We start from the raw sequence: 21,418 nt of genomic DNA, 5'->3' as shown, positions 1-21,418 counted from the left end.
TTATGTTTGAAGGAATATACGGACAAGAGGCCGTCAAAAAAAGACTTAAAAATTTAATAGAGTCTGATAGGATGTCAAATGCCTATATATTTTCTGGTCCAAGTGGAGTCGGCAAGTTTCTTGTAGCCAAGGAGTTCTCAAGGCAGCTCTTGGGTATAAGTCCTGATAATAGTCCGGATTTCAAGCTTATAGAGGCCAAAAAGAATGAATCATCAATAAAAATTGACCAGATAAGGAATTTAAAGGCCGACATATCTATCAAGCCAAACGGAAAATACAAGATATATATAATAGATGAGGCTGAAAAGATGACTGATCAGGCTCAAAATGCCCTTTTAAAAACTTTAGAAGAACCATCTTCTTATGGTATAATAATACTTGTAACTAAAAACGAACAAGCCTTACTTGAAACAATTAGGTCTAGGTGTTTGGATGTCAGGTTTTCGCCCTTGATGATAGATGATATACAAAAAATATTGGTAGATAAGGGGATAGACCATGATAGGGTAGCTGTATCGGCGATATTCTCAAGAGGAAGCGCATCTTTGGCTATAGATATAGCCCAAAGACAAGAGTTTTCTGATATGAGAAAGTTGGTTGAAGACTACTTGATACTCTCATTGGTAGACAAGAAATCATATGAGTCTACTCTGTTTTTGGATATGTTCAAAGACTATTCAAATCAGATAGGCATAATACTCGAGATGATGACACTATACATAAGAGATACCATCCTATACAGGGAGGGGCTTTCAGACCTGATGATGATAAATAAGGACAGGGTAAATATAATAAAGAAGATAGGACAGGCTGTGGGTGTGGGTCAGTTGGCTAGATTGATTAGCATAATAGATACAACCAATACAAAGTTGGATGCCAATTGTAACTACAATACCAGCATACAGGCCATGTCCCTTAATATATTTGAGGTGGTGAATAAATGGTAAATATAGTAGGAGTAAGATTTAAGCCAGCTGGCAAGATATATTATTTTGATCCAGTGGATATAGATATAAAATTAGGACAAGATGTCATAGTTGAAACAGCTAGGGGTCTTGAGTATGGTATGATAGTTATAGAGCCTAAGGCAGTTGCCAAGGAAGACTTGGTGAGTGAGCTAAAGCCAATTATCAGGATAGCTGACCAAAAGGACAAGCAACACTATACAGAAAATAAGGAAAAGATAAAAGAAGCATTCTCTATATGTGAAGAGAAGATCAAAAAGCATGAACTTGATATGTATTTGATTGACTGTGAGTATACATTTGATAGGAACAAGCTTATATTCTACTTTACAGCAGAGGGAAGAATAGACTTTAGAGAGCTAGTAAAAGACCTGGCTGCAATATTTAAGACTAGGATAGAATTAAGACAGATAGGTGTTAGGGATGAGGCCAAGATACTTAACTCGATTGGACCATGTGGCAGACCTCTTTGCTGCTCTACTTGGATAGGCGAGTTTATGCCGGTGTCTATAAAGATGGCCAAGGAACAAGGTTTATCTTTGAATCCTGCCAAAATATCTGGAGTATGCGGCAGATTATTCTGTTGTCTAAAGTATGAGGCTGAAGGATATTCTGATGCAATAAAGAGGGTTCCAAGTCCAGGTTCGATCGTAAAGGACCTATTCTCAGATAGGAAGGCCAAGGTTGTGGACTCAAACTACCTTCTTGAAACTATCAAGGTAGAGTATGAAGACAAGTCTCAGGGGGTATTGTCAGAGGGAGACTACAAACTCCTAAAGGCTATAAAAAAGGACTGCCCTAAGATTATGGCTGCCCAAGAAAAGCTAGATAAGGAAGCCTTGGAAGAACTAAAGAGACTTGAAAAAGAAAAATAAGGTGGAAGATGAAAGTAGAGTTAAAGGATAAGGAAAGAATAGATGATCTCCAGTGTAAGGGGTTAAGGTTAATCCAGAATCCAGATGGTTTTTGTTTTGGTATTGACGCTGTACTGCTTGCAAATTTTTCTAAGGTCAAAAGAGGAAGCAAGGTAGTAGATTTAGGTACAGGGACTGGTATTATACCGGTTTTAATTTCTGGTAAGAGTAGGGCTGACAAAATAATAGGGGTAGAGATTCAAGAAGAGGTAGCGGAGATGGCTACTAGATCTGTGAAACTAAATGACCTTGAAGATAGGGTCATAATATTGAATGAAGACCTCAATAATATTACTAGCCTGATAGGAAAAAATACTGTAGATGTAGTGGTATCCAATCCACCCTATATGCACTCCAAGGGAATAATAAACGAAAATGATAAAAAGGCAATATCAAGGCATGGTATCATGTGTGATCTTGAGGATATATTTAGGGTGGCTAAGGATATACTAAAGCCAAATGGAAAATTGTATATGATAAACAGGACACTAAGGCTAGTAGATATGATGGTATATGCAAGAAACCATAATCTTGAACCTAAAACAATGAAGTTTGTACATTCAAAGATAGGTAAGGCACCAAAACTAGTATTGGTAGAATTTGTAAAATGTGCCAAACCAGAAGTGAAGGTGCTAGAACCCTTGTATATATATAAGGAGGATGGTTCTTATACAGACCAGACCCTAGCCATATATTCAAAGGATTCTATAGAAAGGTAGGTGGTGTTAGTGAGCGGAAAATTATATATATGTCCAACACCAATAGGAAATTTAGATGATATAACATACAGGACCTTGAAGGTCTTAAATTCAGTTGATTTGATAGCTGCAGAAGATACAAGACACAGTATCAAGTTACTAAACCATTTTGAAATATCCAAACCACTTACAAGTTACCACGAGCACAACAAAAATTCAAAGGGACCAGTTCTTATAGACAAGTTAAAGAGCGGGCTTGACATAGCCCTAGTGAGTGATGCTGGTATGCCAGGTATATCCGATCCTGGAGCTGATATGGTCGGCCTTTGCATAGATGAAGGTATAGAAGTAGAAGTGTTGCCAGGAGCATCAGCCTTTGTTATTGCTCTTGTGGGGTCTGGGATGGATACCAACAAGTTTGTATTTGAAGGTTTTTTAGATAGGGATAAGAAGAAAAAGAAAAATAGACTTGAGGAAATAAAAAACGAGTACAGGACTATGATAGTATACGAATCTCCACATAGGTTAAAAGAAACCCTAAAGCTTATGTTGGATATTTTAGGTGATAGGAAAATATCCCTATGCAGGGAGTTAACCAAAAAGCACGAAGACTATATGAGAAGTTCTATTGATGAGGCTATATCCTATTACAAAGAAAATGATCCTAGAGGTGAATATATATTAATTATTGAAGGTAACACAAATCCTTGCAAGGAAGAAGGTTTAAATGAGTATGAAGACTTGTCTGATAGGGACTATGTTATAAAGTTGATTGAAAATAATATTACAAAGAAGGATGCTATAAAGACTGTTGCAAAGGAAAGAGGTTTAAGGAAAGACGATGTATATAAGCAAGTTTTAGATCTCTAAAGTACTTTATACTATAAATTCACATAATACTTAACTAAAGTAATAAAATTAAAATAAAATGTTAATTCGTGAAATACATATAAAATACAAATTAAGTTGTTGAAAGGAATACCTTTAAATCACTATAGTGACAAGGTGTTCTTTTTTAATTAATAAAATAAAAAGTATGAATCACTTATTTATTAAAATGAGGTAACTTAGTAATAATATAAAAAAATAAATGTATTGATTAAGTTTTACTCTTATAAAATATGTAATTATACAAAGAATCTATAAGTATTTAAATAAAAATAGTATTTTTCTAATATTTGTGTTAAAATATACTTATCTAATGCTACTTTAATATTTAAAGTATTATTACAAAATTGGCGGGATTTATATAAAAAGGAGAGTAAAATGAAAACCAACCTAACAATGTTAACTGATCTCTATCAATTAACAATGATGAATGGATATTACAAAAAGGGCGTAGAAAATGATACCGCTGTTTTTGATGTGTTTTTTAGAAAAAATGTGTGTGAAGGTGGATACACAATTGTTTGTGGAATTGAAGAAATAGTTCATTATATTAATAACCTAAGTTTTAATGAACATGACTTGGATTATTTGAGAAGTTTAAACTTGTTTGATGAAGATTTTATTGGCTTCCTAAGGGATTTTAAATTCACTGGTGATATATATGCCGTAGAAGATGGTAGCGTAATGTTTCCTGGAGAACCTATTATAGTGGTAAAGGCACCGCTTTACCAGGCTCAGTTGGTGGAAACCGCTATTCTTTCTATAGTTAACTTTATGACCTTGATAGCTACAAAGGCTTCAAGAGTTTGCAATGCAGCAGGAGGAGATCCTGTCCTTGAATTTGGGCTTAGAAGGGCTCAAGGACCAGAAGCAGGCTTGTATGGTGCCAAGGCTGCAATAATAGGTGGATGTACTGGTACATCCAATGTTTTGACAGGTAAGATGTTTGGAGTTCCGGTAGCAGGGACTCATGCCCATAGTTGGGTACAGAAATTTGACTCCGAGTTAGAAGCTTTTAGGGCCTATGCTCAGACTTATCCTGATTCATGTCTACTACTTATAGATACTTATAATGTTCTAGAAAGTGGTATCAAAAATGCCTTAATAGTATTTGATGAGTTAAGGGCAAAGGGTTTTGAACCTATTGGAGTAAGACTTGATTCAGGCGACTTGACATACTTGTCAAAGGAAGTTAGAAAGATACTAGACGATGCTGGATATCCAAATGCCAAAATAACAGCATCAAACGACCTAGATGAATATACAATTATTTCTCTAAAACAGGAAGGGGCTGCTATAGATTCTTGGGGGGTAGGTACAAAACTAATTACCTCATATGATTATCCTTCTCTTGGAGGGGTATACAAGTTGGCTGCAACAACTAATAGAGAGGGAATACTTGAACCGAAGATAAAGATATCTGAGAATCCAGAAAAGATAAATAACCCTGGTTTTAAGAAGGTAGTTAGAATATATAATAAGAATGAAAAGTGCGAAGCTGACCTTATAATGTTGGATGATGAAACTATAGATGAGACAAAACCTCTAGAGATATTTGACCCTGTTTATACATGGAAGAGAAGGGTCTATGAGAATTATACTATAAGAGAGCTTCTAAAGCCTCTATTCCTAGAAGGTAAACTAGTAAGAGAAAGAAAATCAGTTTATGAAGTAAAGGAATATGCAAAAAAAGAATTGAGTTCAATGTGGGACCAGTACAAGAGGATAAAGAACCCACATATCTACAAGGTAGACTTATCTCAAAAGTTATGGGATATGAAGAATGATTTGATAGCATCAAAAAGATAGTTTTAAAATATTTGTGTAAGGTAGGGATTAATATGACAAAAAAAGTTTATGAAGAAAGAATGGATTTGACAGATGCGAAGATCATTGAAATATTGCAGGACAATGGTAGAATTTCAATGAAAGATCTGGGGATTGCAGTTGGTCTTACATCTCCAGCAGTTTCAGAAAGGGTAAAAAGACTTGAAGAATCAGGTATAATATCATGCTACAAGGCTATTATCAATCCTGATTCTATGGGAAGGTCTATAAAGGCATTTATAAATGTATCATTACCAGGTACTGCATACGATTTATTCTTAGAGCAGGTAGAACAAGACCCTAGAATTGTTGAAGGACATCATATTACAGGTGACGATAGTTTTCTGATAAAGGTAATTGTTGAGAATATGGATGATTTAGAGAATGTAATAAATGGATTGAAAGATTTTGGAAGAACTAAGACATCAGTGATACTTTCAACTCCAATACAGTCTAAATCTATAATATAGGATCCCTATAACTTGTTGTATTTTAAGTATAGTTTTTTAACCGACCAAAAAGGGGTATATTAAAAAGGCTGCCAGTTTTTGCATGGTGATTGACTTTTCAAAGTAAATACTATAAAATTAGGGGTGTAAGAATTTTATATGGGCTAAGAAGAGAAGAGTAGGTATTGGTAAGGGTAGCAGAGAGTAGGAGCTGGTGAAAGCCGACACCCGGAAGATATTGAAGATGGACTTGGAGCTACATATCTGAGCAAGGATGCTATAATTTAGTATAGGTCAAAGTTAGGATATGTGTATGGATGCGTTAAATCCAAGAGGTACTATTAGATATGACAGCATAGTTGTATTTTTTAGTAAATAGGGTGGTACCGTGACTAATACTCGCCCCTATGCTTTGCATAGGGGCGTTTTTTATTATTTTTTTATTATAAGGAGGAAGACATGACAAAAAAACCGACATTTTATGTAACAACACCTATATATTATCCAAGTGGTAAATTACATATAGGACATGCCTATACTACAATAGCAGCAGATGCTATTGCTAGATTTAAGAGATTCTGTGGCTATGACGTAAGATTCCTTACTGGAACTGATGAACATGGAGAAAAAATCCAGAAGAAGGCCCAGGAAGCGGGTATGTCTGAGATAGAATTTTTGGATGCCCAGATAGCTGATATAAAGAAGCTATGGGAAAAGCTTGAAATATCTAATGATGACTTTATAAGAACTACTGACAAGGAAAGACATGAAGTTATAATCCAGAAGATATTCACTAAATTATACGAACAAGGAGATATCTACAAGGGTTCATATGAGGGTAACTACTGCGTACCTTGTGAGAGTTTCTGGACTGAATCACAGATGATAGATGGACACAAGTGTCCAGACTGCGGTAGGGAAACTAAGATAGTTAAGGAAGAGTCTTACTTCTTTAGACTATCAAAATACCAGGATAGGATAAGAGACCTATTTGAAAATACAGACTTTGTACTTCCAGAGTCAAGAAAGAATGAAATGATCAAGAACTTTATAGATCCAGGACTAGAAGATTTATCTGTAACTAGAACATCATTTGACTGGGGTATCAAGGTACCTTTCGATGAAGACCATGTAATATATGTATGGATAGATGCCCTATGCAACTATATAACTTCTCTAGGTTACATGAGTGAAGACGATTCTAAGTTCAAGAATTATTGGCCAGCAAATGTACAGTTGGTAGCCAAGGAAATAGTGAGATTCCACACAATTATATGGCCTGCCTTATTGATGGCCCTAGATCTACCGCTACCTCAGAGGGTATTTGGACATGGATGGATACTATTTGCTGATGACAAGATGTCAAAATCTAAGGGTAACATAGTATATCCAGGTCAGATGGTAGACAAGTACGGTGTAGATGCCCTTAAGTACTTCTTATTGAGAGAATTCTCATTTGGTCAGGATGGTAGCTATACTCATAGAAACTTTATAACTAGAATCAACTCAGACCTAGCCAACGACCTAGGTAACCTTGTTAGTAGAACTGTTTCAATGGTTGAAAAGTACAATGACGGAATCCTTGTAGTAAATGATGCCAAGACTGAGTTTGATGATGAACTAATAAATCTATACAAGGAAATCAGAGTTGATTTTGAAAAACAGATGAATGACCTTATGTTCCATGAGGCCCTTGAGTCAGTTTGGAGATTTGTAAGAAGAACAAACAAGTATATAGATGAGACTATGCCTTGGGCTCTTGCAAAAGATGATAGCAAGAAGGACCAGTTAAACCATGTATTATACAACCTATGTGAGTCAATAAGATTGATATCTACATTGATATCTTCACTACTTCCTGATACAGCTAGAAAGATATTTTATCAGTTGGGTATAGAAGGTTTTGAAGAGCTTACTAATTGGGAAAGTACAGATACATTTGGCCTAATAGCTGATGGAACTAAGGTTCACAGGGGAGAAGTCCTATTCCCAAGACTAGATGTTGAGGAAGAAATAAAGGTCCTAGAAGAAATGTTTGCTGAAAAGATAGTAGACCAGGAAGTTAAGTTAGATCACAAGGAAGAGATAACAATAGATGATTTTTCAAAAGTAGAGATGAGGGTTGGTAAGGTTGTTAAGTGTGAAAAGCACCCTAAGGCCGACAAACTACTGGTATCTCAGATTAAGATAGGTTCAGAAGTAAGGCAGATAGTATCAGGCATAGCTAACTACTACAAGCCAGAAGATATGGTAGGTAAGAGTGTAGTTGTAGTATGTAACCTAAAGCCAGTCAAGCTAAGAGGTGTAGAATCTCAGGGTATGATTTTGGCAGCCGGAAATGATGGGGATGCTCTTGTATTGCCAGAAGCTATCGGTGCCAATGATGGAGCAGAGGTGAGATAATGTTGTTTGATTCACATGCCCACCTTAACGATGAGAGGTTCGATGAGGATAGGGAAGAACTAATAGAATTACTGAGACAGAGGGATGTTGATCTAGTTGTAAATCCAGGAGCAGACATGGAGACATCTAAGACAGCCCTAGATCTTGCCAACAAGTATGACTTTATATATGCAGCAGTAGGTGTACATCCCCACGATGTTGAGGATATGACCGAAGAAGATATAGACCAACTGAAAAAGTGGGCTAAGGAAAATGACAAGGTAGTTGCCATAGGTGAGATTGGCCTAGACTACTACTATGACAATTCTCCAAGAGACCTACAGAAGAAGTGGTTTATAAGGCAGATTGAACTTGCTAATGAACTAGGACTGCCATTTATAGTCCATGACAGGGATGCCCATGGAGATACTTTTGAGATCATCAAAAAGTACAAGGCACCAGAGACAGGTTGCGTCTTACACTGCTATAGTGGAGAACTTGAACTTGCCAAGGAATATATCAAGCTAGGTTGCCATATATCAATAGCCGGCACTGTTACCTTCAAAAACAATAGAAAGACAGTGGATGTTGCCAAGAATATACCTCTTGAGTGGATGTTTATAGAGACTGACTCACCATATCTGGCACCAGTACCTAACAGGGGAAAGAGAAATGACCCTTCAATGGTTAGACACGTCGCTGAAAAGATTGCCCTTGAAAGAGGAATATCCTACGAGGAAGTATGCCAGGCGACTAAGGAGAATGCCAAGAAGTTCTTTAAGTTAATACACAGTGAAGACGAGTAGAGCGAAGACGAGTAGAACAGGAGTAAAATTTGAACAGGATTAAGGGAATAATATTTGACGTTGATGGTGTGATATTCGATACAGAGAGGATGTCATCAGACTTTTGGACCAAGACCATGAAAAAGTATGGCTATGAGATGGGAGATGCTGAATACTGCCAGGTCATGGGTAGGAACAGGGCTGGAATAATAGCAGGTCTTGAAAAAATTTATGCTGGATCAGGCCTTGACTTTGAATCCCTAGCCGATGAAAAGACAGAGGCCATGGTAGCCCAACTAGACGCTTATCCCATACCTGTCTTACCCGGTGTGTTTGAGATAATAGACTATATCGACAAAAGGGGTTATAAAAAAGGGATTGCTACATCAACCAGAAAAATAAGGGCTGAAAACAGACTCAAAAAAGAGCATGTTTATGAACATTTTGATGCCTATATGTATGGTGACGAGGTAGTTGATTCCAAGCCCAACCCAGAGATATTCCTCAAGGTTGCAGATAAGTTGGGGCTAAGTCCAAAGGAATGTCTAGTCCTAGAGGATTCTCCATCTGGTGTTGAAGCAGCCTACAGGGGTGGATTTAGGTGTATTAATATAGTTGGTATAAAAGAGCCTACTCAGGATATGATAGACCATACCGAAGCTAGGCTAAATAGTCTTTTAGAACTTATAGACTGGCTTGAATGTAACGACAAGTAATAGCATCATTATACAAATAGGGGGGAAAAGGTATGAAAAAACTAGCTTTTATTGGTGCAGGTAACATGGGAAGTGCAATTTTAGGTGGAGTTATAAAGGCAGGTGTAGTAAGTCCTGAAAACGTAACTGTAGCAGACTTGTACCAACCGTCTTTAGATAGAGTAAAGAGTGAGTTTGGAGTAAATGTTACAAGTGATTCAAGTCTCGCTGTAAAGGATGCAGATATTGTGATTCTTGCTGTAAAGCCTAACATCATAAATGGTGTAATGAAGGATATTAGGGATTCAATCGATGGACAGAAGTTGATAGTATCCATAGCAGCAGCTACGACAATTGAGTCTATAGAAAACGTTATTGGAGATGACAAGAAGGTAGTAAGGGTGATGCCTAATACTCCAGCCCTAGTAGGTGAAGGTATGTCAGCTCTTAGCCCTAATAAGAATGTTACAAATGATGAGATGGATTTTGTAGTTGAGTTATTTGAATCATTTGGTAAGGCGGAGATAGTTGGAGAGTACCTTATGGATGCCGTTGTAGGAGTTAGTGGTTCTAGTCCGGCATATGTATTTATGTTTATAGAGGCTATGGCAGATGCAGCTGTACAGACAGGTATGCCAAGAGCACAGGCCTATAAATTTGCTGCCCAATCAGTATATGGTGCTGCCAAGATGGTTCTTGAAACAGGCAAGCATCCAGGCGAACTAAAGGATATGGTATGCTCACCAGGTGGAACTACAATAGTGGCAGTAGAAACTCTTGAAGAGCACGGCCTAAGGAATGCTGTCATAAAGGGACAGATTGCCTGTGTTGACAAGTCTATTGCTATGGCTAAAAAGTAAGAGAAACAAGAAGTAAATATTTATGTATTTTTTGTCCATTGTGTGATATAATTAATTGTAATGCACAAGTAAGATGTGCTTTTTTGTGTGCGCTGTATACCTCTTAAATGAGAGGTTTTAAGAGTGAATATAAATAAAAGATTAGGGAGCAGTTACAAATGTTAAAAAGAAATGATCTATGTCACTGTGGAAGTGGGAAAAAATATAAGAATTGTTGTATGGAAAAAGACAAATCAGGTAGGGTTGATGAACTTAATAAAAAAGCCCTTCTGGATAGAAAAGACAAGATAGACAGAAATTATACAGCTACAATAGTTAAGTTGGGGCACCACTTAGAAGAATTGATAGATAAAGATGAAAATTTTGCTAAGATGGAAGAGGAATCAAGAAACAATCTTTTTGGAGATATGTTGACTAGCAATATAGCATCTAATAGATTTTTTGCATCATATTTCTCTTATGACTATATGATTGATAGAGATACTACACCAGCAATATACACTGTGAACCACTTTAGGTTTAATCAGGATGAAAAGAATATAGTATATTCTTGTGTAAATTCATATCCAAGTCTATTCACTATAGATAAAATAGATGATATAGAAGTAGTGATAAAGGATATGTTCACTGGTCACAAGTACAAGACTCTTGATTCTAAGATACTTGGTAACTTTGCTATAGGGGACTATATACTAGGAAGACCTGTAAGAATAGGTGATATATATGTATTAATAGACCTGACTATAAGAATCCAAGAAGAAACTAAGAACATGATATACGATGCTATAATGAAGGCATTTGAAGAAAATAAGGATAAGATAGGCAACTTAGAGTACTTTGTAGCCATGAATTCACTATTCTTCTACAAGTATATGCTACAGTTATTACAGATTAGCGACTACAAGGACAATGAGCTAGAAGAGACCATAGAATCTATAGAAGACCAAGAGGATAAGGTAGCTACACTAGAATCATCCAAGGTAGTTAGAGAAGGTCAGAATGAAGATACCTTAAACCTTGATCATATATTCAAGGAAAAAATAAAAGACGAAGAAATATACAAGGGTATAATGAGACTTTGGATAGATATAGCTGACAAGATTAATATCGGTGGCTCTGAGAATGGATGGGCAGCAGGCCTTGAATACTATTACAAGAAGCAAAACGACATAGCTGCAACACAGTCTGCCATAGCTAAGGAATACGGAGTAAGTACAAGTACCCTAGCTAAGAGAAATAAGGAAATATCCGCTGTATTTAGTGATTAAGGAGAAAAATATGACTTTAAAAATTGGTAAGACAATACCTGTTGCTACAAATTTTATTAGATCTAATCCTGCAGTTCCTGTATATAAGGGAGAAGAGGCTATAGAGAACCTATATGCTGTAATCTACCATATAGAGATAGGCTACAATAAGGATGACCTACAGACAACAAAGCAATATGTGATTGTTGACTATAAGGACTATAGGTTAGATGAAACTTCAAAAAGAGATATTATGGATTTGGCCATGGAATACTGCAAAGATAAGGGTATAGATAAGGACGAGAATCTAGAAATTAAATTGCTTGATGACGAAGTTGCTGAGGACTTCCTAGAGAAGATTTTCAACAATATGAAGCTTATAAGGGGCTTGATTTCTAAAGAATAAATAGTGTGGACTACTGGGTAAAGCCCGGTAGTCCTTTTTTATAGGAGGTAAGGATGCTAAGAGTATCTAATATCAAGATAGATATAGATGATAAAATTGATTTGGTCAGAGAAAAGCTACTAAAAAAGCTGAAGATAAAAAACAGTGATATATTGGAATACAGCATATACAAGGAATCTGTGGATGCTAGAAAAAAGGACAAGATCCTATTGGTATATACTGTTGATATACTTGTTAAAAATGAGGATAAAATCCTAAAGTTCAAGCCCAAAGATACTACACATATAGATACAAACAGGTATATTGATGTCAAAATGGGGGATAAGTCACTCAAACACAGACCTGTAGTCGTAGGTTCTGGACCAGCTGGACTTTTTGCAAGTCTTATCCTAGCCCAGAGAGGTTACAAACCTCTTATGTTTGAAAGGGGTATGGATGTAGATCAGAGAACAAGGGATATAGAGAATTTTTGGTCCGGTGGAGACTTCAAACCCAAGTCAAATGTCCAGTTTGGAGAGGGTGGAGCAGGTACCTTTTCAGATGGTAAGCTGACTACAAGACTCAAGGATATAAGGTCTACCAGGGTCCTTGAGGAATTTGTAAAGCATGGTGCACCAGAGGAGATTTTATATTCTCACAAGCCTCATGTTGGAACAGACATACTTAAAAATGTAGTCAAGAATATCAGAAATGAGATAATAAAGCTTGGTGGAGAGGTTAGGTTTGATGCCCAGCTTACTGATATGAAAGTAGAAGCGGGTAATATAAAATCTATAGAAATCAACGGTTCTGAGTGGATTGACGTTGAACACCTGATACTTGCCATAGGCCATAGTGCAAGGGATACCTATGAAATGGTCTATAAAAGAGGTATGCACGTTGAGCAAAAGCCATTTGCCATAGGTGCAAGAATTGAACATCCTCAGGATATGATAAACCATGCCCAGTATGGTAAATTTGCCGGTCATGAAAAGCTAGGACCAGCAGACTATAGGTTGACTGCCCAAACATCAAATGGTAGGAGTGTATACACTTTCTGTATGTGTCCAGGCGGCAGTGTAATAGCATCTGCTTCAACAGAGGGTGAGTTGGTCACTAATGGCATGAGTGAACATGCAAGAGATAAGGCAAATGCCAACAGCGGTCTTTTGGTCAGTATAAACACTAGTGACTACGAGTCCGACCACCCACTTGCAGGGATATGGTTCCAGCAGAGATATGAGAGATTGGCCTATCAGTTAGGTGGTTCAAACTACAAGGCACCTTGCCAACTAGTAGGAGACTTTTTAAGGGGAGAGCCATCGACTAGTATAGGTTCGGTTTATCCATCTTATAGTCCTGGTGTTACTATGACAGACCTATCAGGATGCTTACCACCTTTTGTAGTTGAGTCTATGAAAGAGGGTATTGTGAGTATGAATAGAAAATTACATGGATTCGCTATGAATGATGCAGTATTGACAGGAATAGAGACGAGGTCTTCTGCACCAGTTAGGCTAAAAAGAGATGTAGATACTCTAGAATCTCTATCTATAAAAAAATTATACCCATGCGGAGAAGGTGCTGGATACGCAGGAGGTATAGTTACAGCGGCAGTTGATGGTATCAAGTGTGCAGAAAAAATTATAGAAGAATATACCAAAATTGTTTAGTAACTAAAAAATATGTTAAAGTTAAGGTTGATGAGGCAGATATATAAATATAAAGAAAATGTATAAAAATCATCAATACATCTTGACAAGATACCAAACTATTAATAAGATATATTGTGTATTAAGTGATTGTAAAGAGCATATCATATTCTTGGTGTGTAGATTTTGGCAATAAATATTTCATATAAATGAAAGAAAGAAGGTAACAATGAGTAACTTAAGATTTGATTATGGTAAGGCAGGAAAGTTTTTAGAGAAGAGAGAAGTAGAGGCAATGGAACCTTTTATAGCAGCAGCCCACAAGATGTTGCATGGAAAGACTTGTCCAGGATCTGACTTTTTAGGTTGGATGGATCTTCCTCAAGACTATGACAAGGAAGAATTTGCAAGAATCAAGAAGGCAGCTGAAAAGATAAAGTCTGAATCAGATGTTCTAATCGTTATCGGTATAGGTGGATCATACCTAGGAGCTAAGGCAGCCCTTGATATGCTGGGATCTGCATTCAAGAATGACCTATCAAGAGAAGAAAGAAAGGCTCCACAGATATACTTCGCTGGTAACTCTATAAGTTCATCATACCTACTAGACCTATTAGACCTAGTAGCTGACAAGGACTACTCAGTAAATGTAATCTCTAAGTCAGGAACTACAACTGAGCCAGCTCTTGCATTTAGGGTATTTAAGGAAGACCTAGAAAAGAGATATGGTAAAGAAGGAGCAGCAAGTAGGATATACGCTACTACTGATAAGGCTAGAGGAGCCCTTAGAAAGATGGCAGATGAAGAAGGATATGAAACTTTCATTATACCTGATGATGTAGGTGGAAGATATTCAGTACTTACACCAGTTGGTCTATTACCTATTGCAGCAGCAGGATTTGATATAGATGCAATGATGAAGGGTGCAGCAGATGCCAAGGTTGAATACTCAAATGAAGATTTAATGAGCAACGATGCCTACCAGTATGCAGCAGTTAGAACAATTCTTTCAAGAAAGGGTAAGGAGACAGAGTTACTTGTAAACTATGAACCTCAGTTACAGTACTTCTCAGAATGGTGGAAGCAGCTATTTGGAGAAAGTGAAGGAAAGGACCAGAGGGGGATATTCCCAGCATCAGTAAACTTCTCTACAGACCTACACTCAATGGGTCAGTATATCCAGGATGGTAGAAGATTCTTGTTTGAAACAGTTTTAAACGTTGAAGAACCAAGAAGAAACCTTGCTGTAAAGTCTGATGAAAAAGATTTAGATGGTCTTAACTATCTTGTAGGTCAAACAGTTGACTTTGTAAACCACAAGGCATTTGAGGGTACTCTACTTGCTCATACAGATGGAGATGTTCCAAACCTTATAATTAACATAAAGAAACTAGACGAATATACTTTTGGACAGATGGTATACTTCTTCGAAATAGCTTGTGGAATTAGTGGTTGTATGATGGGTGTAAATCCATTCAACCAGCCAGGTGTTGAAGACTACAAGACAAATATGTTTGCCCTATTAGGAAAGCCAGGATTTGAAGAAAAGAAGAAAGAGCTAGAAGCTAGATTATAAATATAAAATAGAATAAAAAATTTGCAGTCAATAAAATAAAGTTGGCATCCAGAACTCAACGGGAGTCGTGGATGCCAACTATTTTTTGGCTTATTTTTTGCTTTGTAATTAGCGTTTTACTTACTACTATTTTGTTATTATATTAGGTTTTTATTTTTTGATTTTTAATTAAGGTCTTATTACTTATATTTTACTTTGACCATGCAGGGATCAAAGGTCTTTATTTAGCGATATCGTCTAGCTTGTCTGCCTTTAGAATAGCGTTTAGAAGCACTGAAGCACCTTCTGTACACTGTTCATCTGAAGCGAATTCTGGTTCGCAATGAGATAGACCATCCTTAGTTACTACGAATATCATAGTTGTAGGTATCATATATGCAACGAACTGTGCATCATGACCTGCTCCAGAGTGAATTGGCATATTTGGTATTTCTAGTTCGTCAGCTGATTCCTGAACGAAGTCTACCAACTGCTTATTCCAATATACTGTGTCTCTTTCCCAAGCTAACTTAACTTCGCAAGTACATCCAGCCCACTTTTTGTCAGCTAGGCCAAGTACTATCTTACGAACTGCTTCAAGAACCTTTGGATCTTCATGTCTTACATCTAGAGAGAATTCAACATAGTCTGGTATTACTGTATGTACACATGGATGACAAACAATTTCACCTGTAGTATATACAAGTTCAGGTCTATTTAGCTTGTCGATTTCTTCATGTAGGTAGCAAAGAGCCTGAGAAGCAGCGAATAGACCATCTCTTCTCTTGTCCATTGGGAATGTACCAGCGTGGGCTGCCTGGCCTGTAAAACTGATTCTGTAGTTGAACATACCAAGTACACAGTCAACTATACCAACAGTCTTTCCTTCATCTTCAAGGATAGGACCCTGTTCTATATGTAGTTCAAAATCACACATATATTCTTCAGGATTTAATCTGTTTTTCTTGTCTCCCTTGTATTTGAAGTTAGCTAACTTTTCACCGAAAGTAGTAACACCATCTTCAACGCTCTTAGACTTCATCATATTTTCAAATTTGAAGTTTCCTCTTAGGTCTTCAGGTAGGTAGTCATTACATACTATACCAGAAGACATCATAGCTGGTGGATATAAAGAACCTTCTTCATTAGTCCAAATCATAGCAACTATGTCGTGTCTATGTGGAATCTTATTTGCTACGATTGTTTCAAGAACTTCCATAGCACCCATTACACCTAGGATACCATCGTAGTTACCACCGTTTTTAACAGAGTCACAATGAGATCCTGTAACTATTTTCTTTAGACCTGGTTCAGAACCTGGTAGAGTAGCGTACATATTTGCAACGTCGTCAGTAGTTACGATTGCACCTATTTTTTCCATTCTTTCCTTGAAATAATCTCTTGCCTGGATAGCTTCAGGGCTTAGTGAGTATCTAGTTATACCACCGTGTCCAGCATCTCCAAATTTTGAAAAAGTATGTATCTTCTCAGACATTCTTCCTAAATCACATTTATACATAGTTCTTAGTACCCCTTTCTTGTAATCACATATATTCTAATATTGATAAACAATACTAGCAATCTATTCTATTAATCTAATCTTATTAATTTATATTCTTAAATTATACTAACTGTGGCTTTCCTCTCTTGATCAACTGTCCTCTTGCTTCTGATCCTACATATTCTCCGTTTTCTGCAACAAGGTCACCTCTAGAGAATGTAGCTACTGGATATCCCTTTACAGAGAAGCCTTCAAATGGAGTGTAGTCTACATTTTCGTGTAGGTTGTCAACTGATAGAGTTACTTCCTTTTCTGGATCGAATACTACTATATCTGCATCAGATCCTACTGCTATAGTACCCTTCTTAGGATACATACCAAATATCTTAGCTGGGTTAGTAGAAGTCAATTCAACAAATTTTTCTATTGGTAGACGACCTTCATTAACACCGTTATGGTAGATTAGGGCAAGTCTTGCTTCTATGCCAGGAGCACCATTTGGAATCTTAGTAAAGTCATTTAATCCCATCTTTTTCTGCTCCATAAAGAATGGACAGTGGTCAGTTGCTATAGTCTGTAGCTTGCTAAACTTAAGTGAATCCCAAAGAAGTTCATTATTGAATCCTTCTCTAAGTGGAGGGCTCATTACATACTTAGATCCTGCAAAATCTGGTTCTAAATAATTGTCTATTGAAAGAAGTAGGTACTGAGTACAAGTTTCTCCCATAGTCTTGAAACCTTCCTGTCTAGATCTTGCTATAACATCTGCAGCTTCCCTGTTACTTACATGAACGATATAGATAGGAGCATCTACCATTTCTGCAAGTTTGACAGCCCTGTTTGTAGCTTCTGCCTCACATTTTTGAGGTCTTGAAATAGCATGGTACACTGGATCAGTCTTACCATCAGCTAGTAATTTTGCTATATTGTAGTTGATAGAGTCATAGTTTTCAGCGTGTACACATACAAGACCATCATTATCCTTAGCTATCTGAAGTATTTCAAGAAGCTCCTTGTCACTTAGTCTCATGCCATCGTAAACCATAAATACCTTGAAAGAAGAGAATCCATTCTTTAAAAGTTCTGGAAGGTCTTTTCTCGCCTGGTCATCAAGATTTGTAACTGCAAGATGGAAACCATAATCTATAACAGCCTTTCCTTCAGCCTTTTCTTTCCATATATCTATAGCATCCTTAAGAGTCTTTCCACCTGGCTGGATAGCATAGTCAACAACTGTAGTTGTACCACCTATTGCTGCTGCCTTAGTACCAGTTAAGAAGTCATCGCTTGAGAATGTACCACAGAATGGCATATCAAGATGTGTATGAACATCTATACCACCTGGTATTAGATACTTGCCCTTTGCGTCATAAACGTTTTCACCGTCTATACAAGTAGCAATTTCAATAACCTTACCGTCCTTAACACCGATATCAGCAACATAAGAATCGCCGCTTGTAACAATTTTACCGTTTTTAATTACTAAATCATAAGTAGACATACAAAAGTCCCCCTTTTCTTATATTATTTGTTTAAATTTTGGCTATTAGTTTTTTGAATTTGGCTGTTTTCTTGTAATATAGTTTGATTTACATACGAATAAAGCTTGACACGCTATAGATTATTAATTAAAGAATTAAAATCTAAGATTTTATTGAATTTGATTGATTATTATGTAACTATGATATCACCAAAGAATTAAAAGGTCAATAGTAATTTTTAGAAAATTTGATATATTGAAACTGTATAGAAATCCACAAAGTACTTGAAGATCAGTTAAATAAATAGGTGACAGGCTATGAAAAAACATTTCTTTATGAGCTTGTTTTTTCAAGTTAGCCTGTCTTATAGTATATTTATTATATTTATGAAGTTTCTTATGTGTGTGATAAAATACAATTTTTACAGGTCTAAAACAAAACAAGAGTCCTTGGTTTGCCTAGTTAAGTGACTACTTACAATACTTGTTGATCAGTCTATGGGCCTTGCTCTGAGAAATTGAAAGAATTTCTGCTAGCTTATATGAAGAGGGATATTTAGTATAGAAGGACTTTATAATACCCGACTCAGCCTCTTCAAGTAGGAGTTTTAAATCATTTTTTTCGTCCGTATCGAAGTAAAAAGAACTCACTTCCTCTGTTTTATTTTCAATGTTTGTTATATTTGCTGGTAGATCTTCTGTATTGACGATGTTTTTTTGAACATTGATTATCAGGTACTCGATCAAGTATTCAAGTTCCCTTATATTTCCAGGCCATGAATACTTGCTAAAAGCGGTGTAGACCTTTGGTGAGAACTTGACATTGGTATCGTATTTATTATTGAAAAAGTTGACAAAGTGGTTGATAAAAACCTCTAGGTCTTCTTTTCTTTCGTTAAGAGGGGGCATATGAAGCTGCACTACATTTAGTCTGTAGTAGAGGTCTTCCCTAAACTCTCCCTTTTCAACTAGGTCTTGGAGCTTTCTGTTTGTGGCAGTGATTATTCTTATATCTGCGTCTTTTTTGTCTTGAGCACCTATAGGAAGATATTTTTTATCTTGGACTAGCTCAAGAAGTTTGGCCTGGATGTTCATAGGTAGTTCTCCTATTTCGTCTAAAAATAGAGTCCCGCCTTGGGCTTGCTCAACTAAACCCTTTTTGCCTGAGTGAAGGGCACCTGTAAAGGATCCCTTTTTGTAGCCGAACAACTCCGATTCTATTAGATTTTCTGGAAGGGTAGTACAGTTTATGGACACAAAAGCCATATTTTTTCTAGGACTATTCTCATGTATAAATCTTGCCAATGAGGTCTTGCCTGTACCTGATGCCCCTGTTATAAGTACGTTGACGTCTTTTTCCGAGAACCTAAGGGTCTTAATCAGTAGGTCTCTTACTGTAGGGCTCTTGAAATACTGGAAGGTATTTTTTACAACATTATCTTCATCCTTGGTGTCGTTTGTCTTTTTTAGCTGATGTTGAGCGTGGTTAAGTGTATTGTTTAGGATTTCAGTTTCAGTTATATCCTTACAGTTTTCGATTACATATATTATATTTCTGTTATCATCAAATACTGGAGAAGAGGTGTTCAGAAATATTCTTCCGTTTTTTGTCTTTTGTTTAAAGCTTATAGTCTTTTTTTGTGATATGACCTTGTCGAACATAAGGTGGTCTACTATGTTTTTGTCTGTAATATAGTGGATATCCTTGCCGATTATATCACTAGGTTTTATTCCATGATTAGTTTCGAATTGAGGATTGCAATAAATGACTATGCCGGCACTATCTATGATAATGATTTCCTCACAAAAATTATCAATTGCATATAGAAATATATTATCAATTGAAAAATAATCGCTCTTTGTGTAAACCCTGGTCTCGTTTAGGTTCGTACAAAGTAGGTCAAACTTATCAAAACTAGATATATCAACCCTTCCTGCAGATATAACCCCTGGAAAATTGTCTTTAGCCTGGATGTTATAGTCGATTATTTTGTTCTTTTTGTCTGTCAAAATTAGTGGTGAATTAAACAGTTTATTCTTGCTTTTTAACATGGAAAACTCCTCTCGAATTATAAAAAGTGTGGATAATAAATTTATTTTGAAGAAAATAAGTTAATTATGAATTATATTTTACAGTATTTTTTAATTTTTTTCAAGAAAAAAATCATAATAAGTCAAAAATAACTTAAAAATAGGCTTATCAATTCCAAATGGACTTAAAAATCACCAATTCCCCCTATTAGCCAGGGGTTGAAATTTATTGCAAATATCAACAAAAAAATATTTATCTATTGAGAAACTTGTATTATCAATAGATATCGGAATTAGTTAAAAAATTGGCATACGATTTGCTCTATACTTAGTGTACGAATGATAAATACCTTGATTACGTATTATTTGATTGAATAAAACTTAATATCTGCCTTAAACTATTAAAGACTGTTACAATTTATAAAAAATACAATTAATGCAATTTAAGTATAGTTAAAACATCGAAAAGATGATATATTATAGATTATTGATAGGAATTTGATTGTTATTCTTATATTAATTTGGAGGTGTTTTAATGAGTTTTTTAGTTGCATTGTCGTTATCGACGGGAATATGTTGTGGTATCTGGGCTTTGATAGCTTCATTCACTTCTTTGAAACTGATTACTTGGATAGGTTTTGCTGGTTGCACAGCTTACTTTGCATCGGGTAAACATGGTTTTGAGGGTATGAAGACAGCTTTCTTTGCTCTTATGTCTGGAGTGGCATCTGCATTTGTTGCAGTCCTAATATCTAGCAAGTTTCCTACAGTAGGAGGAGTAGCTATTTTAATGACAGCCATCATCTCAGGAACTATGTGTTACCAGTCGAAATTAAAAGAGTTATGGTTTATACCGGGGGCTTTCTTGGGGTGTTTTTCAACTTTCGCATACCTATCATCAGGTGGCGACATAATGGGACCTGGAATTATACCTCACCTTGCATCTCTTCTTTGTGGTATAGTCTTGGCTGTATCATGTGACAAGGGAGCGGGTCTTTTATTTAAGCTTTTCGGTAAAGGAGAAGAGCAGTCTAACTAGGAATTATACAGACTTGATTATTAAGGCAGGATTATTAAAAGATATTCTTGCCTTTTTTCGTTTTG

17 protein-coding genes and 1 pseudogene are annotated in these 21,418 nt (G+C 36.3%); 15 read left to right on the top strand and 3 right to left on the bottom strand.

Annotated elements, in window-relative coordinates:
• Nucleotides 1-2 precede the first annotated feature (2 nt).
• From HMPREF0631_RS03335 to HMPREF0631_RS03270, 14 genes and pseudogenes are all read left to right on the top strand, one after another.
• Nucleotides 3-947 (top strand): DNA polymerase III subunit, encoded by a 945-nt coding sequence (locus HMPREF0631_RS03335; protein WP_002843414.1) that lies wholly within the window; start codon nt 3-5, stop codon nt 945-947.
• Nucleotides 941-1,840: a PSP1 domain-containing protein gene (locus HMPREF0631_RS03330; RefSeq protein WP_002843409.1), complete on the top strand. Its 900-nt coding sequence runs from the start codon at nt 941-943 to the stop codon at nt 1,838-1,840. Before HMPREF0631_RS03335 ends, HMPREF0631_RS03330 begins: the two co-directional genes overlap by 7 nt.
• A gap of 8 nt (nt 1,841-1,848) precedes the next feature.
• Complete coding sequence (locus HMPREF0631_RS03325; protein ID WP_002843408.1) at nt 1,849-2,598, top strand: tRNA1(Val) (adenine(37)-N6)-methyltransferase; 750 nt, start codon at nt 1,849-1,851, stop codon at nt 2,596-2,598.
• Nucleotides 2,599-2,607: 9 nt separating this feature from the next.
• Entirely contained in the window at nt 2,608-3,447 is an 840-nt protein-coding gene (gene rsmI / locus HMPREF0631_RS03320) for a 16S rRNA (cytidine(1402)-2'-O)-methyltransferase (protein WP_002843436.1), read from the top strand.
• Nucleotides 3,448-3,843: 396 nt separating this feature from the next.
• Nucleotides 3,844-5,274: a nicotinate phosphoribosyltransferase gene (locus HMPREF0631_RS03315; protein ID WP_002843420.1), complete on the top strand. Its 1,431-nt coding sequence runs from the start codon at nt 3,844-3,846 to the stop codon at nt 5,272-5,274.
• A 59-nt stretch (nt 5,275-5,333) separates the two neighbouring features.
• On the top strand, nt 5,334-5,762 hold the full coding sequence (locus HMPREF0631_RS03310; RefSeq protein WP_026333367.1) for an Lrp/AsnC family transcriptional regulator: 429 nt from the start codon (nt 5,334-5,336) through the stop codon (nt 5,760-5,762).
• A 435-nt stretch (nt 5,763-6,197) separates the two neighbouring features.
• Nucleotides 6,198-8,144: pseudogene (gene metG, locus HMPREF0631_RS03305) on the top strand (methionine--tRNA ligase); the annotation flags it as partial.
• Nucleotides 8,144-8,929: a TatD family hydrolase gene (locus HMPREF0631_RS03300; protein ID WP_002843435.1), complete on the top strand. Its 786-nt coding sequence runs from the start codon at nt 8,144-8,146 to the stop codon at nt 8,927-8,929. The pseudogene metG and the gene HMPREF0631_RS03300, both read left to right, overlap by 1 nt.
• A 29-nt stretch (nt 8,930-8,958) precedes the next feature.
• Nucleotides 8,959-9,624 (top strand): HAD family hydrolase, encoded by a 666-nt coding sequence (locus tag HMPREF0631_RS03295; RefSeq protein WP_002843441.1) that lies wholly within the window; start codon nt 8,959-8,961, stop codon nt 9,622-9,624.
• Between the two features lie 32 nt (nt 9,625-9,656).
• Nucleotides 9,657-10,463, top strand: a complete 807-nt coding sequence (gene proC, locus HMPREF0631_RS03290; protein ID WP_002843411.1) for a pyrroline-5-carboxylate reductase — start codon at nt 9,657-9,659, stop codon at nt 10,461-10,463.
• A gap of 158 nt (nt 10,464-10,621) precedes the next feature.
• Nucleotides 10,622-11,731, top strand: a complete 1,110-nt coding sequence (locus tag HMPREF0631_RS03285) for an SEC-C domain-containing protein (protein WP_002843415.1) — start codon at nt 10,622-10,624, stop codon at nt 11,729-11,731.
• 10 nt (nt 11,732-11,741) lie between these two features.
• Nucleotides 11,742-12,116 carry a hypothetical protein gene (locus HMPREF0631_RS03280; RefSeq protein ID WP_002843440.1) on the top strand — a complete coding sequence of 125 codons (375 nt, stop codon included), beginning with the start codon at nt 11,742-11,744 and terminating at the stop codon, nt 12,114-12,116.
• 53 nt (nt 12,117-12,169) lie between these two features.
• Nucleotides 12,170-13,768: an NAD(P)/FAD-dependent oxidoreductase gene (locus HMPREF0631_RS03275; RefSeq protein WP_002843431.1), complete on the top strand. Its 1,599-nt coding sequence runs from the start codon at nt 12,170-12,172 to the stop codon at nt 13,766-13,768.
• A 208-nt stretch (nt 13,769-13,976) separates the two neighbouring features.
• Nucleotides 13,977-15,323 (top strand): glucose-6-phosphate isomerase, encoded by a 1,347-nt coding sequence (locus tag HMPREF0631_RS03270; protein WP_002843423.1) that lies wholly within the window; start codon nt 13,977-13,979, stop codon nt 15,321-15,323.
• 220 nt (nt 15,324-15,543) lie between these two features.
• Here the strand turns inward: HMPREF0631_RS03270 and HMPREF0631_RS03265 are convergent, their stop codons facing one another.
• The 3 genes from HMPREF0631_RS03265 to HMPREF0631_RS03255 all read right to left on the bottom strand — a co-directional run bounded on the left by HMPREF0631_RS03265 (nt 15,544) and on the right by HMPREF0631_RS03255 (nt 20,335).
• The gene (locus tag HMPREF0631_RS03265) at nt 15,544-16,821 is read right to left on the bottom strand and encodes a Zn-dependent hydrolase (RefSeq protein WP_002843438.1); all 1,278 of its coding nucleotides are present in this window, start codon (nt 16,819-16,821) and stop codon (nt 15,544-15,546) included.
• Nucleotides 16,822-16,924: 103 nt separating this feature from the next.
• Nucleotides 16,925-18,304: a dihydropyrimidinase gene (hydA, locus tag HMPREF0631_RS03260; protein WP_002843416.1), complete on the bottom strand. Its 1,380-nt coding sequence runs from the start codon at nt 18,302-18,304 to the stop codon at nt 16,925-16,927.
• Between the two features lie 450 nt (nt 18,305-18,754).
• Nucleotides 18,755-20,335: a sigma-54 interaction domain-containing protein gene (locus HMPREF0631_RS03255; RefSeq protein ID WP_002843404.1), complete on the bottom strand. Its 1,581-nt coding sequence runs from the start codon at nt 20,333-20,335 to the stop codon at nt 18,755-18,757.
• 514 nt (nt 20,336-20,849) lie between these two features.
• Here HMPREF0631_RS03255 and HMPREF0631_RS03250 point away from each other — a divergent pair.
• Nucleotides 20,850-21,353, top strand: a complete 504-nt coding sequence (locus HMPREF0631_RS03250; protein WP_002843406.1) for a DUF1097 domain-containing protein — start codon at nt 20,850-20,852, stop codon at nt 21,351-21,353.
• Nucleotides 21,354-21,418: the final 65 nt, after the last annotated feature.

The sequence above is a fragment of the Peptostreptococcus anaerobius 653-L genome (genome assembly GCF_000178095.1).
Classification (GTDB): Bacteria; Bacillota; Clostridia; order Peptostreptococcales; family Peptostreptococcaceae; genus Peptostreptococcus; species Peptostreptococcus anaerobius.
The sequence above is the reverse complement of the archived record's forward strand: the minus strand, read 5'-3'. Positions and strand labels throughout refer to the sequence as shown.